The sequence below is a fragment of the Gordonia sp. NPDC003950 genome (genome assembly GCF_053605205.1).
Map to the genome: position 1 here is coordinate 1 of NZ_JBSGIT010000007.1, position 14491 is coordinate 14491.

The 14491-nt window shown below is 67.0% G+C and carries 12 protein-coding genes and 3 pseudogenes; 5 read left to right on the forward strand and 10 right to left on the reverse strand.

Going from position 1 to position 14491, the window contains the following annotated elements:
• Nucleotides 1-161 precede the first annotated feature (161 nt).
• On the reverse strand, nt 162-1277 hold the full coding sequence (gene ald / locus ACWETB_RS07570) for an alanine dehydrogenase (RefSeq protein ID WP_452210330.1): 1116 nt from the start codon (nt 1275-1277) through the stop codon (nt 162-164).
• Nucleotides 1278-1448: 171 nt separating this feature from the next.
• On the opposite strand from ald, the gene ACWETB_RS07575 reads away from it, so the two are divergent.
• The 4 genes from ACWETB_RS07575 (at nt 1449) to ACWETB_RS07590 (ending at nt 3942) form a co-directional block, all read left to right on the forward strand.
• Nucleotides 1449-1928, forward strand: coding sequence for an Lrp/AsnC family transcriptional regulator (locus ACWETB_RS07575; RefSeq protein ID WP_449744777.1), 480 nt, complete (start codon nt 1449-1451; stop codon nt 1926-1928).
• A 306-nt stretch (nt 1929-2234) separates the two neighbouring features.
• Nucleotides 2235-2987: a 4-hydroxy-tetrahydrodipicolinate reductase gene (gene dapB / locus ACWETB_RS07580; RefSeq protein ID WP_449744776.1), complete on the forward strand. Its 753-nt coding sequence runs from the start codon at nt 2235-2237 to the stop codon at nt 2985-2987.
• A 5-nt stretch (nt 2988-2992) separates the two neighbouring features.
• Nucleotides 2993-3487 carry a hypothetical protein gene (locus ACWETB_RS07585; protein WP_449744775.1) on the forward strand — a complete coding sequence of 165 codons (495 nt, stop codon included), beginning with the start codon at nt 2993-2995 and terminating at the stop codon, nt 3485-3487.
• Nucleotides 3484-3942: a flavodoxin family protein gene (locus ACWETB_RS07590; RefSeq protein WP_449744774.1), complete on the forward strand. Its 459-nt coding sequence runs from the start codon at nt 3484-3486 to the stop codon at nt 3940-3942. The genes ACWETB_RS07585 and ACWETB_RS07590 overlap by 4 nt, the downstream gene beginning before the upstream one ends.
• A 26-nt stretch (nt 3943-3968) precedes the next feature.
• Here the strand turns inward: ACWETB_RS07590 and ACWETB_RS07595 are convergent, their stop codons facing one another.
• Together ACWETB_RS07595 and ACWETB_RS07600 are read right to left on the reverse strand one after the other, a co-directional pair.
• Nucleotides 3969-4136: a hypothetical protein gene (locus ACWETB_RS07595; protein ID WP_449744773.1), complete on the reverse strand. Its 168-nt coding sequence runs from the start codon at nt 4134-4136 to the stop codon at nt 3969-3971.
• Nucleotides 4137-4353: 217 nt separating this feature from the next.
• A pseudogene (locus tag ACWETB_RS07600) lies at nt 4354-4548 on the reverse strand (hypothetical protein); the annotation flags it as partial.
• Between ACWETB_RS07600 and ACWETB_RS07605 the strand changes: the two are divergent.
• Nucleotides 4462-4659, forward strand: a pseudogene (locus tag ACWETB_RS07605) (carotenoid oxygenase family protein); the annotation flags it as partial. The pseudogenes ACWETB_RS07600 and ACWETB_RS07605 overlap by 87 nt on opposite strands.
• Before the next feature lie 154 nt (nt 4660-4813).
• On the opposite strand, the gene ACWETB_RS07610 reads toward ACWETB_RS07605, so the two are convergent.
• The 7 genes and pseudogenes from ACWETB_RS07610 to nirD all read right to left on the reverse strand — a co-directional run bounded on the left by ACWETB_RS07610 (nt 4814) and on the right by nirD (nt 14487).
• A complete protein-coding gene (locus ACWETB_RS07610; protein ID WP_449744772.1) occupies nt 4814-5125 on the reverse strand; it encodes a Rieske (2Fe-2S) protein in 312 nt (103 codons plus the stop codon).
• Nucleotides 5122-7623, reverse strand: a pseudogene (gene nirB / locus ACWETB_RS07615) (nitrite reductase large subunit NirB). Before nirB ends, ACWETB_RS07610 begins: the two are co-directional and overlap by 4 nt.
• Complete coding sequence (locus tag ACWETB_RS07620) at nt 7623-7976, reverse strand: molybdopterin oxidoreductase (protein WP_449744770.1); 354 nt, start codon at nt 7974-7976, stop codon at nt 7623-7625. The pseudogene nirB and the gene ACWETB_RS07620 overlap by 1 nt, the downstream one beginning before the upstream one ends.
• A 98-nt stretch (nt 7977-8074) precedes the next feature.
• The gene (locus ACWETB_RS07625) at nt 8075-12187 is read right to left on the reverse strand and encodes a molybdopterin-dependent oxidoreductase (RefSeq protein ID WP_452210334.1); all 4113 of its coding nucleotides are present in this window, start codon (nt 12185-12187) and stop codon (nt 8075-8077) included.
• Between the two features lie 5 nt (nt 12188-12192).
• Entirely contained in the window at nt 12193-12924 is a 732-nt protein-coding gene (locus tag ACWETB_RS07630) for a sirohydrochlorin chelatase (RefSeq protein ID WP_449744768.1), read from the reverse strand.
• Nucleotides 12917-14077, reverse strand: coding sequence for a uroporphyrinogen-III synthase (locus tag ACWETB_RS07635; protein ID WP_449744767.1), 1161 nt, complete (start codon nt 14075-14077; stop codon nt 12917-12919). Before ACWETB_RS07635 ends, ACWETB_RS07630 begins: the two co-directional genes overlap by 8 nt.
• Nucleotides 14074-14487: a nitrite reductase small subunit NirD gene (gene nirD / locus ACWETB_RS07640; RefSeq protein ID WP_452210337.1), complete on the reverse strand. Its 414-nt coding sequence runs from the start codon at nt 14485-14487 to the stop codon at nt 14074-14076. Before nirD ends, ACWETB_RS07635 begins: the two co-directional genes overlap by 4 nt.
• Between the last annotated feature and the right edge of the window lie 4 nt (nt 14488-14491).

The following is a 14491-nucleotide window of genomic DNA, read 5'->3' on the forward strand; positions in this document are numbered from 1 at the left end:
ACGCCGCCCGGAGGTGGCGTGCACGGAATGTGTGGATTTCACGCTGCCGACGTCGGTGCTCAGTCCGTCGCGATCGTGGGAACCGTGCTCGTCGTACTCGGCGTGGTCGTGGCATCGAACGGACTCGAGGCACTGGAGGCGCCCCGAGTCCGCCGGGTGAATCAGTTGGTGGGGAAGGGGTTCGTGGCAACAGTCATGCCGAGCGCGTCCCCGACCTCAGGGGTGAAGAGCTCCCCGGCGTGGGTGCTCAGACCTGCGGCGAGCGCCGGACTCTGGGCGAGGGCGGTCTCCCACCCCAGGTCGGCGAGGCGCAGCACGTACGGGAGTGTGGCGCCGGTGAGCGCTTGCGTCGACGTACGCGCGACGGTGCCCGGCATGTTGGCGACGCAGTAGAACACGCTGTCGTGCACGGTAAAGGTGGGATCGTCATGCGTGGTGGGCCGCGAGTCCTCGAAGCAGCCGCCCTGATCGATGGCGATGTCGACCAGAACCGAACCCGGCTTCATCTGGGCAACAAGGCTGTTGGGCACCAGCACCGGGGCCTTCGCGCCGGGGACGAGCACCGCGCCGATGACGAGGTCGGCCTCGCGGATTGCTTCCGACAGTGCGAGCGACGTGCTGTATCGGGTCTGCACCCGACCACCGAACCGCGCGTCAATGGCGCGCAGCTTGGTGATGTCGAGGTCGAAGACGGTGACCTGGGCGCCCATGCCCATCGCGATGGTCGCAGCATTGACGCCGCTGACGCCGCCCCCGATGACCACGACATCGGCCGGCTCGGTGCCCGGCACGCCGCCCATCAGGACACCGCGACCGCCCTCCGAACGCATCAGGTGGTAGGCGCCGACCTGCGGGGCGAGACGTCCGGCCACCTCACTCATCGGTGCAAGCAGCGGCAACGATCCGTCGGCGCCGCGCACGGTCTCGTAGGCGATGGAGGTGGTGCCCGATGCCAGGAGGGCGTCGGTGCACTCACGGCTGGCGGCGAGGTGCAGGTAGGTGAACAGGGTCTGGCCGGACCGCATCCGTGAGTACTCCGCGGCGATGGGCTCCTTGACCTTGAGGATCATCTCGGCCTGGTCCCACACCTGATCGGCGGTGGACAGGATCTGCGCGCCCGCCTCCTTGAAGTCGGTGTCGGAGATGGCCGATCCCATGCCGGCGCCGGCCTCGATGACGACCTCGTGGCCGCGATGGGTCAGCTCGGCCACACCGGCCGGGGTGGCGGCGACGCGGTACTCGTGGTTCTTGATCTCGGTGGGGATGCCGATACGCATCTGGTGCTCCTGAAGTGTCGTCGGAAGTTGTGGTGAGGAAATGCAGGCGGATGAATGTTCCTCGATTAACGTGCCTCAATCGTGAAGTAACTACGAAAACAGGGCAAGAGATATGACGATGATTCTCCATAGGGCTATTCTGACGAAGATGAATCGACACGGAGGAGTGAGATGCCCGCTCAGGTGAAGGATGTTCGGCCGCAGCTCGACGAGATCGATCGTCGGTTACTGCGTCATCTGCAGTCCGATGCGCGCATCACCAACAGCGACCTGGCCGCACGAGTCGGGATCGCGGCGTCGACATGCCACGGACGGGTGCGGCGTCTCCTGGAGTTGGGTGTCATCCGTGGATTCTTCGCCGACGTCGATCCCGCCGCTGTGGGACGCCCGTTGCGCGCGATGGTGGCGGTGAGCCTGCAGTCGGACGCGCGGGGGCAGATCCGGCAGTTTGTCGCCGAGATCACCGGACATGACGAGGTCATCGACGTCTTCTTCCTCGCCGGCACCGACGACTACCTGCTGCACGTCGCCACTGCGGACACCGAGACCCTCCGACGCTTCGTGGAGATGCTCAATTCCCGGCGCGAGGTGGCCGGTACGACGACGTCCCTGGTCTTCGACCACCAACGCGGTGATGCGCCGATCTATTGAGTCGACGGGTTTGGTGCCGTGCCCATTTCTACGCATTCGCCGTGTGCGAGTACGCCAGGTGACCTGGGGTTTTGTTGACGTGTCACGTGGGGAATGCGTAGAAATGGGCGAGCGGTGTGGGCGAGGACGGCTTGTGACCCCCGAATCCGTTGACAGCGCTTGCCTGAACGGTGACAGCGCTCGGGTACCGCTCGTGACGCCGTTTCTCCTCGCCGATGGGCCAGGATTACGTGATTACCCCGACTGCATAGACTTGGCGCGACAAGCAACGACCGGCTGGTGGCCCAGCCGAGACGAAAGGCTGGCATGACAGACGGCATCAAGGTTGGCGTGTTCGGCTCCAACGGCAAGGTGGGCAAGGCGATCGTCGCCGGTGTCGAGGAGGCTGCCGACCTCACGTTCAGCGCCGGTGTCGACAAGGGTGACGACCCGGCGCGCTTCGTCGAGTCCGGCACCCAGGTCGTCGTCGACTTCACGCATCCCGACGTCGTGATGGACAACCTGAAGTTCCTGATCGACAACGGAATTCACGCGGTGGTGGGTACCACCGGATTCACCGAGGAACGTCTCGCGCAGGTACGGGAATGGCTGTCGGCCGCCCCGGGAGTGGGTGTGCTGATCGCACCAAACTTTGCCATCGGCGCTGTCCTGTGCATGCGTTTCGCCCAGCAGGCCGCACGGTTCTTCGACTCGGTCGAGGTGATCGAACTCCACCATCCGGCCAAGGCCGACGCGCCGTCGGGAACAGCGTTCCGCACCGCGTCGCTGATCGCTGAGGCCCGCGATGCCGCCGGTGTCGGCGTCAGTCCCGACGCCACCACCAGCGAACTCGACGGCGCCCGAGGTGCCGTCGTCGACGGCGTGCGGGTGCACTCGGTGCGGCTGGCCGGTTTGGTTGCGCACCAGGAGGTCCTGCTGGGTACGCAGGGTGAGACGCTGACGATTCGTCACGATTCGCTCGACCGAACCTCCTTCGTGCCGGGTGTCCTCCTCGGTGTCCGTAACGTCGCCGGCCGTCCCGGCCTGACCGTTGGTCTCGACGTCCTGATGGATCTCTGACCCGAATGGCGGCCGATAAACCGCGCCACCGCGATTCCCGCCCGATCGTCTGGATGATCGGGTTCCTCGTCGTCGCCATGTGCGTCTACTTCGTGCTGCTCGGGCAACGGGGTATCGACCTGATTTCCAGTGGCACCGCCGCTGGCATCGGTATCGGTATCGGTGTGCTCATCCTGCCGTTCCTCGGAATCTGGATGATCGTCGCGACCCTGCGCGCGGGCATCGAACACCAGAAGCTCGCGCGGATCATGGCCGAGGAAGGTCGCGAACTCGACGTCTCCGATCTCCCACGACGACCGTCGGGGCGCATCGAACGTGACGCCGCCGACGCACTCTTCGCCGAGGTGAAACTCGAGTGGGAGGCCGACCCTCAGAACTGGCGCAACACCTACCGCATCGCTCGCGCCTATGACTACGCGGGCGACCGTGGTCGTGCCCGGCAGATGATGAAACGTGCTGTCGCACAGTTTCATGAGTCCCCGGACGGAACCGCGTCGTGAGTCGTCTGCTGATCGTGCACCACACCCCGTCACCGCATTGCCAGGCGATGTTCGAGGCGGTGATCGCCGGTGCGACCGACCCCGAGATCGAGGGCGTCGAGGTGGTGCGCCGGGCGGCATTGTCGGTGTCGACGAGCGACTTCCTCGACGCGGACGGCTACGTGCTGGGCAGTCCGGCGAACCTCGGGTCGATCTCAGGTGCTCTCAAGCACGCCTTCGATTGCTCGTACTACCAGATCCTCGATTCCACGCGTGGCCGTCCGTTCGGCTTGTACCTGCATGGCAATGAGGGGACCGAAGGCGCGGAAAATGCCGTCGACCGGATCACCGCCGGGCTCGGCTGGGAGAAGGCCGCCGAGTACGTGATCGCGTCGAACAAGCCGGACAAGGCGGTTCTTGAGGCGTGCTGGGAACTGGGGGCGACGGTCGCCGCCGGACTGATGCCGCCGGACTGATGGAGTGCCATGTGCTTCGTGGTCGCTCACTCCCGGCGCTCGGGACAGACCGCATCGGTGACATAGGCGGCGATCGCGGCGTGGATGAGGAACCGGCCCGGCGAGAGCAGTTCTGCGAAGGTCATACTGACCACGAACTCCAGGGCTGTCCGCGGATCGGGGTGCAGGTGGCGAGCGAGTTCGGAATTCTCCACGTGGATCAGTGACGATGGTCCGGTGATCGGAACCGCGAATCATCCAGGGTGTCGGGGCGGCTCCGTCGAAGCGCAGCACTGCCTGGATGGTCTCGTTGGCGGCGTTGACGTCGAGCACCTCGCGAAGCAGCGTATGGATGGCGTCGAGTTCCGCGTCGATCAACGCCGCGATCAATTGATCGCGAGAGGCAAACCGACGGTTCACCGTTGCGCGGCTCAGGCCGGACTCTGTGGCGACGGCCGCGAATGTCAGGGCACCCACGCCGACACGTCGGAGACTGCGCGCGCCGCACACGGATGTGAATTCCCTCAACTCGACCCTCGCCGGTCGAGCCGGGAGCACCGGTTCTCCTATGTCGCCGAGGCGTCTCGCCGGGGCGGCACACCTGATTCGATCGTGACGATCGATCACCAGAACGGGGGATGCCGTCGCTACACCGTCGATGACGGTTCGACGGTGTGTGAGCTACTCTTCGCGGCCGAACCCGATGCCGACGGGGCGGAGGGGAGGGGTGACTGCTGACCCTCGAACATGTTCCGGCGCGCTGCGGTGTTCCCGGATGATCGTGCTCCCGGCCGAGGATCGATCCGGTCGCGGTCCGATGGCGACCGCCACGCTCGAGGGTCACGTTCCGATGACCTTCGACGGGGCGTTCGCCGCTCTCGGGTGATCGACCTCAGCCGATCTCGATGTGCACCGTACCCTCGTCGTCGACGCGCACCCCATAGGAGGTCGTCGAGTTCCCGTCGAAAGCCGTCTCGGCGCCGGTGCACAGGTCGAAGGTGTGATTGTGCAACGGGCACACGACGACCCGCGCGTCGAGGAGTCCGTCGGCCAGGGGACCCCCGCGGTGTGGGCACACGGCATCGAGTGCGCGCAGGGTGTCGTCGCGGAGCCGGAACACCGCGATCTGGCGGTCGCCGACCCCGAATGCGCGTCCTTCGCCGGGTGGGATCTCGTCGAGTCGTGCGACAGCGTGTTCGGTCATCGGACCGGGACCTGAGGGAGTGGGAGAAGTGGTAGAGCGGAACGGAATTGGCCCGGGGTCACCGGATCCTTGCCGTCGAGCCACGGGTCCCGGTACGCGTCCACCGATTCCTGCATGCGTGAATCCAGTTCGGCCGCAAGGCCGTCGCTGTCGTCGACGACGACCGCCCGTATCCGCTCGATTCCGTATCGCGGCACCCAGGCGTAGGTGCGTTCCAGCCATTTCGCGTTCTCGCGGTAGAACTGCAGGAATCGGCCCGTCAGGGTGATGACCTCGTCGGCGGTGTCGACGGTTGCGAGCAGATCGCCCTTGCGGATGTGGGCGCCCGCCGCACCGCCGACGTAGATCTCCCAGCGTCCGCCATCGATGGCCACCACGCCGAGGTCCTTGCACAATGCCTCGGCGCAGTTGCGGGGGCAGCCGGTGACCGCGAGTTTCATCTTGGCCGGTCCGGCGATCCCCTGGAACCGGGTCTCGAGGTCGATGCCCAAAGCCGTCGAGTCGCCAACCCCGAATCAGCAAAAGTCCATCCCCACACACGTTTTCACCGTGCGGAAACTCTTGCCGTAGGCATATCCGGACGGCATGTCGAGATCGGCCCACACCTTCGGTAGGTCTTCCTTGCGGATACCGAGGAGGTCGATGCGTTGTCCGCCGGTGAGTTTGATCATCGGGACGTCGTACTTCTCGGCGACGTCGGCGATGGTGCGCAGTTGGTCGACGCTGGTCACCCCGCCCCGCATCTGAGGCACCACCGAGAAGGTGCCATCACGTTGGATGTTCGCGTGCACCCGGTCGTTGATGAAGCGTTCGGCGCGTTCATCGATGAAGTCGGCGCCCCACATCATCTCCAGCAGCGACGACAGTGCCATCTTGGAGTTGGCATCCTCGGCGCCGTCCGGCGCGAGAGCGGCGAACACCGATGTGACGGAGTGCAACCGCAGTTCGCGGATCAGCCGCATCAGTTCCGGCTTCTCGTAGGGGATGGACGGCACATACCAGTTCACCGACGGATCCTCGGTGACGGCGTCACCGGCAGCCCACTCGACGATCTGGGAGACCAGTGATGTACATGAGCCGCACCCCTTGCCCGCGCGGGTCTGCGCCATCACGCCGCCGACCGATGTCGTTCCGGCCGAGACACATCCGACGATGGTCTTCTTGTTCACGCCGTTGCAGTTGCACACCTGGGCGTCGTCGGCGAGCTCGGCAACGCCAGTTTCCGCGTCGGGGGTGCCGACGTCGAACATCAGCGACACCCGCTCATCCGGAAGCGGTGTGCGCTGATCGAAGGCCTGCAGCAGGAACGACACCTTGCTGACGTCACCGACGAGGGTCGCGCCGATCAATCGGTTGTCACGGATCACGACGGTTTTGTACACGCCGTGACGCGGCTCGTAGAACTGGACGAACTCGTCGTCGGGGTGTTCCGGGTGTTTGACGCCCATCTGGGCGACGTCGACGCCGGCCACCTTGAGTTTCGTCGAGGTCCGCGAGCCGTGATAGGCGGCCGCGCGGTCGTGTCCGGTCAGGTGCGCGGCGAGGATCTTGGCCTGCTCCCACAACGGCGCCACCAAGCCGTACACCTGCCCGCGGTGCTGCGCGCATTCACCGACGACGTAGACGTCGTCGTCATCGATCGAGCGCATGTGATCGTCGGTGACGATGGCGCGTTCGACGGTCAGGCCCGCTGCGCGGGCAAGCCCGACGTTGGGGCGGATGCCGGTGGACAGCACCAGCATGTCGCAGTCGAGGGTCGTGCCGTCGGCGAAGCCGATCCCGGTGATAGCCCGGCGCTCGTCGGAAAAGGCCGTGGTGGTGCGTTTGTCGGTGACCACATCGATCCCGATGTCGCTGATGGCGCGGCGCAGCACCGCGCCGCCGGTCTCGTCGAGCTGGGCGTTCATCAGTACCGGTCCGGAATGGATCACGGTGGCCGCCACCCCGCGGCTCTGGAGTCCGCGGGCCGCCTCCAACCCGAGGAGTCCGCCACCGACGATCGCGGCGCGTGAGCGGCCCGGCGCGTACTCGATCATCGCGGTCGTGTCGTCGAGGGTACGAAACCCGAACACCCCGGATACCAGTGTCGTGTCGTCGACCCAGAGGCCATCGATCGGCGGCAGGAACGCCCGGCTCCCGGTCGCGATGATCAGTTTGTCGTAGGCCACGATCGAACCGTCGTCGGCGAACACCCGCTTGGCGAAGGTGTCGATGCGCACCACACGCACACCGGCACGCAACTCGATGTCGTTGTCGTCATACCAGGCCAGGCTGTTGAGGTAGATCCCGTCCGGGGTCTCCGACCCGGCCAGCACATTGGACAACTGGATGCGGTTGTAGTTGCCGTACGGTTCGTCACCGAAGACGACGATGGCAAACTGTTCGCCACCGCCGAGTGCGAGGATCTCCTCGAGTGCACGCGCGCCGGCCATCCCGTTGCCGATGACCACCAGCAATGCGCGGTCGGCCCGTGACGGGTGAGAAGCGGTGGCCGACATCAGAACTCGACCAATCCGAGGTCGATGATGAGGGTGCCGGTGGTGTCCTTGTCCGCGGTGACGTGCAACTCCACCACCTCCCCGGCATCGAAATCCTCGACCAGACGCAGCGGTACGTGCGTTGTGCCCTTCGCGCCGATCGGGAAGTACCGGACCGGCACACCGTTACGCAGCAGTGTGACGGTGACGAGTTCGTTGCTGCTGTTACCACCGCGAAAGTAGACCGCCTGCAGCGTCTTTCCGTCGGACACCGTGAGGGTCAGTGACTCGTCGATCGGTGCGAGACTGTCGAAGCCGTTGCCGGTGAACGGGAATCGGCCTTGCAGGAATCGCGGTGTGCTGGCATCGCTCATGGGGCATCCGTCCTGGGGTGATGGATATCTGGGGGTGATGGATATCTGGGGGTGATGGATATCTGGCGGCATCGACAGATGGTGGTGGTCAGGGCTGGTCAGTAGACATCGCGGACGTAGCGTTTCTCGGCAGACAGGGCCTTGACGTAGGCCTGTGCACTGGGACCGGACAGTTTTCCGTGTTGGGCGACGACGGCGGTCAAGGCGGCGTCGACGTCGCGGGCCATCCGGGTCCGATCGCCGCACACGTAGAAGTGGGCGCCCGCATTCAGCCACTCCCACAGCTGTTTTCCCTTGGCCATCATCCGGTCCTGCACATAGATCTTGCGGTCCTGATCGCGGGAGAACGCGAGGTCGAGGTCGGTGAGGAGGCCGTCGGCGTGAAAGCCCTCGATCTCGTCCCGATAGTAGAAGTCGGTGGCCGCGTGTTGCTCACCGAAGAACAGCCAGTTCTTTCCGGTGTGTCCCAGTGCGCGACGCTCCTGGAGGAACCCGCGGAAGGGCGCGATGCCGGTGCCCGGTCCGACCATGATCATCGGCGTGTCCGAGTCCGCCGGCGGACCGAAATGCGCCGACGGCGCGACCCACACACCGATCTCGTCGTCGCCGGCGTGATCGGCGAGGTAGGTCGAGCAGACCCCGTGGCGGGGCACGCCGTGGACGTTGTACCGCACCGCCGACACCGTCAGCTGCACCTCGCCGGGATTCTCCAGTTGCGACGACGAGATCGAATACTGGCGTGGGGCAAGCGGGGTGAGAACGGCGAGCCAGTCGTCGGCGGAGGCGCGGATTCTGTGCTCGCCCAGCAGGTCCGCGAGCTGTCGGCCCCACGACCAATCGTCGAACGTGGCGCGCTCGGCGCCGGCGAGCCCTTGCAGGTCCTCGGACCCGCACCGCTGCGCGACGAACGACACCAGGGGCTGGGTGAGGCGCGCGATGTCGAGCTTGTCGCGCAACGCCATGCGCAGGTCCATGTCGGTGCCGCCGATCGAGACCACCGACGATCCGTCGAGGCCGGTGAGCTCCAGGACGTGCTCGACCAGTGCCGGACTGTTGCGCGGCATCACCCCGACGGCATCGCCCGCGGTGTAGGTGAGTGTTCCTTCGGGAAGCGCAAACCCGATCTGGCGCACATCCTTCTGCGATCCGGCGCCGGTGAGGACGGTATTGCGGATCAGCCGCGTCGGCAAGGGGTTCTTACGGCCGTAGCCCACCGGCCGCGCGGACGACGGTTGCGCAGACGCCGGGGCCGGGGACGGGACGGACGACGTCACGGCATCCGCCGCCGCGAGGTTCTCGGTGACGGTATGCAGCCAGGCGGCGGCACTGTCTTCGAATTCCGGTTCACAGTCGGTGCGTTCGGCCAGGCGCGTCGCGCCGAGTTCGGCGAGGCGCGCGTCGAGTTTGCGGCCGAAGCCGCAGAACTCGTCGTAGCTGGGATCGCCGAAGGCGAGCACCGAATAGCGCAGCGCCGAGAGTGAGGGTGCGTCGGCGGCGCTGAGGCGGTCCCAGATGGCGCTCGCATTGTCGGGTGGATCGCCGTCGCCGGTGGTGCTGGTCACGAACAGTGCGGTGCCGCCGGAGGTCAGGGAGTCGAGCCCGGCCTCGTCGAGGGTGCGCAGATCTCCGGTCATCCCCGCCGAGGTCAGCGCGTCCACGACGGTGGGCACGTAGTCCTCGACGGTGCCCGTCTGCGACGCCCAGAGGACCGCCACGGCGCGCCGATCCGGCGACGGCGCGTCACCGGAGGAGTGGCCGGCCGGGGACGGTGTGGCCGTACGCGAGAACGTCCCCGCCAGAACGCCGTTCACCCATGCCCGGTCACGCTCGGACAGGGGGGCATCGGCGGGCAGGGTCGGGACGCCCGGATGGGCCGCCGATGATGCGAGGCCGGCCAGCACACCCGCCAGATACGAGCCGGCGACCGGATCGAACGCCGGTGGCGCGACGGGGCCGATGCCCAGCGCATCGGCGAGGGCGTTGCTCGGGGTGCCGACCTCCTGGGGTCGGGCACCCGGCGCCTGGGGGTCGATCGCAGCCGGGGCCGGAGCCGGCGCGAGCGCCACCGCACAGGCCTTGAACTCCGGTTGCAGCGAATCCGGGTCGACGGCGTCGTTGGTGATGGCGTTGATCGCGAGGTTCGCGCCGAACATATCGCTCCAATGAAACGGTGCGAAACAAGTACCGGGGCGTACGCGGTCGGTGACCACGGCCGGTAGCACCGCCTGGCCGCGGCGGGAGGACACGCGAACCGGATCACCGTCCTGGACCGACATGCCCGCGGCGTCGTCGGGGTGGATCTCGACGAAGGGGGCCGGGTTGAGTTTGTTGAGCTTGGCCACCCGGCCGGTCTTGGTCATCGTGTGCCACTGATGCTGGAGCCGACCGGTGTTGAGGACGAACGGGAAACCGTCGTCGGGCATCTCGGCGGGGGGCAGGCCCGGGCGGGCGTGAAAGACGGCGCGGCCGTTGGCGGTCGGGAACGCGAGCCGGGGCCGGGTGCCGTCGGCGCGGGCCAGCAGGCGTTGGCTGCGACCGTCGTTGAGGTAGCGGACCGGATGACGGTCGTCGGGATCGTCGGGCGGGCACGGCCACTGCACCGGGGTGCGGCGCAGGAGATCATAGGAGACACCGCGGATGTCCCAGCCGGTCAACGGATTCCAGAACCGTTGGATCTCGGTGAAGACGTCCTCGGCGTGGGAATGGGCGAACGATTCGGCGTATCCCATGGCGCGCGCGACGCGGGCGATGAGTTCCCAGTCCGGTGTGGCGTCTCCCGGCGGTGGCACGGCAGCCTGATACAGCGTCAGGTTGCGTTCCGAATTGACCATCACCCCTTCGGATTCGGTCCACATCGCGGCGGGCAGTGCGACGTCGGCGTAGGCGAGGGTCTCGTTGTCGGCGAACACATCCTGCACGATCACCAGCTCGCATCGCTGTAACGCCTCGATGACGGTCGCCCGATTCGCGACGCTGGCAACGGGATTGGTGCAGATGATCCAGCAGGCCCTGATCTCACCCGCGGCCATCTTCTCGAACATGTCGATGGTGCCGCGGCCGACCTCGGCGCGGATGGTGCCGCGGGGCAGACCCCATGCGTCCTCGGTGAAGTCGCGGTCGGCCTCGGACAGGACCGAGCGTTGACCGGGCAACCCCGGACCCATGTATCCCATCTCGCGGCCACCCATCGCATTGGGCTGCCCGGTGAGGGAGAAGGGTCCGCTGCCCACCCGGCAGATCGCGCCGGTCGCCAGGTGCAGATTGCACAGGGCGTTGGTGTTCCAGGTGCCGTGGGTACTCTGATTGAGTCCCATGGTCCAGCAACTCATCCAGTTGGGCGCCGCGGCAATCCAGCGTGCGAGGGTCTCGACGTCCGCGGCGGGCACGCCGGTGATTCGTTCGACCTCGGCGGGTGGGTAGTCCGCCAGGAACTCGGGCATGGCGTCGAAGCCGTCGGTGAACTCGGCGATGAAGTCGTGGTCGACGGCATCGGCGGCGATGAGCAGGTGGAGGAGCCCGTTGAGGAGGGTGAGATCGGTGCCCGGGCGCACCTGGAGGAACAGATCGGCCTTCTCGGCGGTGGCGGTGCGTCGCGGATCGACCACGACCAGTTTCGCGCCCGCCTTGACCCGTTCCATCATGCGCAGGAACAGGATCGGGTGGCAGTCGGCCATATTCGACCCGATGACGAGGAACAGGTCGGCGTGGTCGAAGTCCTGATACGACCCGGGTGGCCCGTCGGCGCCGAGCGACTGCTTGTATCCGGTCCCCGCACTCGCCATGCACAGTCGTGAGTTCGACTCGATGTGCACCGAGCGCAGCATGCCCTTGGCGAGTTTGTTGGACAGGTACTGCGATTCGAGCGACATCTGCCCGGACACGTAGAGCGCCACCGAGTCCGGCCCGTGCTCGTCGATGATCGCACGGAGTCGCCGGGCCGCGTGGTCGATGGCGTCGGACAGCGCCACCGCCTCCCGGTCGGCGGAGCGGTCGGTGCGTAGCGACGCCTTCTCCATCCGACCCGGTGCCGCCAGCATGTCGGCGGTTGTAGAGCCCTTGGTGCACAGTCGGCCGAAGTTCGTCGGATGATCCTTGCGTCCCACGGTTTTCGCGATCACCCGGGTGCGCGGCGTGGACGGCGACTCGTCGACCTTGAGTACCATCCCGCATCCCACACCGCAATAGGCACACAGGGACTGGACGTCGGACATGACCGTCACACCCGCTGCCGGTGGCCGGCTGCGACACATGCATCCCGGTATCGGGCGGCCATCAGATCCGCGATCCGGGGGTCCGCGCCGAGCGGAGCGGCTACTCCCGTAGCGCCCAGCGAATGCAACCTCTGGTGAAAGAGACCGGGAGCCAACAGGTATGACGCGATGAACACCCGACGGCGCCGACGCGACACCGTGGACACCACGTCGGCGATGGCCGGTTGTGCGGTGGCGATGTAGCCCACCGGCACCTCGCCGTGGACACGATCGGCGAGATGTGTTGCGGCACGTTCGACCTCGGCGAGCGCCTGCGGGTCCGACGAGCCGGCCGCGGCCATCACCACGCGGTCGCCGGGTCGCGCGCCCGCCTCACGCAGACGCTCGACCATGATGTCGGCGAGAACGGGATCGGGTCCGAGATTGCTCGCGACCACCGCATCGGAATGCCCGCTGGCCAGCACGTGATCGGGAATATCTTGTCGCACATGGTATCCCGAGGCGAGGAAGGCGGGCAGGACGACGGCCGGCACGGCCTCGTCGGAGAGCAGTTCCGACGGTGACGGGCCGAGTACGTCGACGAATGCGACGCGGGTGGCGCCGATGCGCTCGGAGGTCAGTTGCGCAAGGCGGGCGACGGTGGTGACTCCGTGGGGTGAACGCGTGCCGTGGGCCACCATGATCGGTGCCCGCGGGGCGGTCTCGTGAACGCCGTTGCGCGGAGCGTGGTCAGTCATCGTCTTCTCCTTCCGATTCGTCGTATTCGAGGTCGACGGCGAGCCGATAGCCACGTTTGACCACGGTCTGGATCATCTTCGGGTTGCCCAGCGCACCGCGCAGACGCGTCACCGCCATCTCCACCGCGTGGGTGTCGGTACCGCCCCCGGGCAGATGATCGAGGAGGTCGGGGCGCGAGATCACGTGTCCCGGAATTTGTGTCAGGGCACGGAGCAACACCAGCCCGGTGGTCGAGAGCTCGCGGGGAGTGCCGTCGATCACCACGCCGGAGGCGCGCACGGTCAGCTCCGAGCCCGCGACGTGAAACGTGCGGGCTCGCCGCGGTACCTCGTCGGCGATGAGCCGGGCCAGCGCGCCGAGCCGAAAACGCTGGGGCTGCATGGTCGGCACGCTCAGCGCCTGCAGTGGACCGGCGGTCACGTTGCCGACGCAGAACGCCGGTACGCGGGTGCGCATCGCGTGCAGCAACGCTTCGAGCACGCCGAGCTTGTCGGCCTGCCCCAGCATCGATGCCACCGCCGGGGCGGAGGTGAAGGTGATGGCATCGAGGGTCGAACCCACGACCGCGTCGATCATCAGTGCCATCGGTTCGGGGTTGTCCGGCGGAACCCAGCGGTAGACGGGGATCGGGATGATGGTGGCCCCGGCCTCGCGCAGCACCATCGCCAGGTCGGGCAAGGGCTCCCATTCGGTGGTCGCCCCGTGCAACTGCACGGCGACCCGAAGACCGTCGACTCCCTCGTCGAGGAGTTCCTCGATCAGTTCCGAGGATGACTCGCTCGGCGGCGACCACTGCTCGTGCAACCCGGCGGCGCGGACCGCGCCCTTGGCCTTGGGGCCGCGCGCGAGGATTCGGGTGCGGCCCAGACAGGTCACCAGGTCGTCGGCGAGGCCCCATCCGTCGGCGGCCTCCACCCAACCGCGGAATCCGATGCCGGTGGTTGCGACGGTGATGTCGGGTGGGTCGGCGAGGACGGCGTCGGTGGCGTGGCGCAACTCGTCGTCGTCGACGAGCGGGATGATCCGGATGGCCGGGGCGTGCATCACCCGGGCGCCGCGCCGTTCCAGGAGAGCGGCGAATTCGTCGGCCCGTCGCGCCGCGGTCACACCGATCGTGGCGCCGGCGAGCGGAAGGTCGGTGGGAGCGGTCACCGACTGTTCCCCGTCGCGGTCACACTAGCCGGTGACCGGCCGGTCGACGGGGCAGTGCGGTGGCCGATCTGGACGTCACCGTCGACGACGCGGACCGCGTACACCGGTAGTGCCCCGGTCGCGTCATCGAGGCATTCGCCGTCGTCGAGCGAGAAGACCTGCTTGAGCAGCGGTGACGCGACGGTCGGCACACCGTCGCGGTCGCCGACCAATCCGCGTGACATCACCGCGGCACGCCCGAACGGATCGATGTTGCCCACCGCACGTACGTCGGGGGCTCCGGACTCGTCGGTGCCGAGGTAGAAGACCGCCACCTGCCGGTCATCGAGCAGGGCGGCGACACCGCGGCCGGGAACGAGGTCGGCGAGTGGGCAGACGTGAACCCAGGTGCGCGATTCGACGATGGTCATCGTT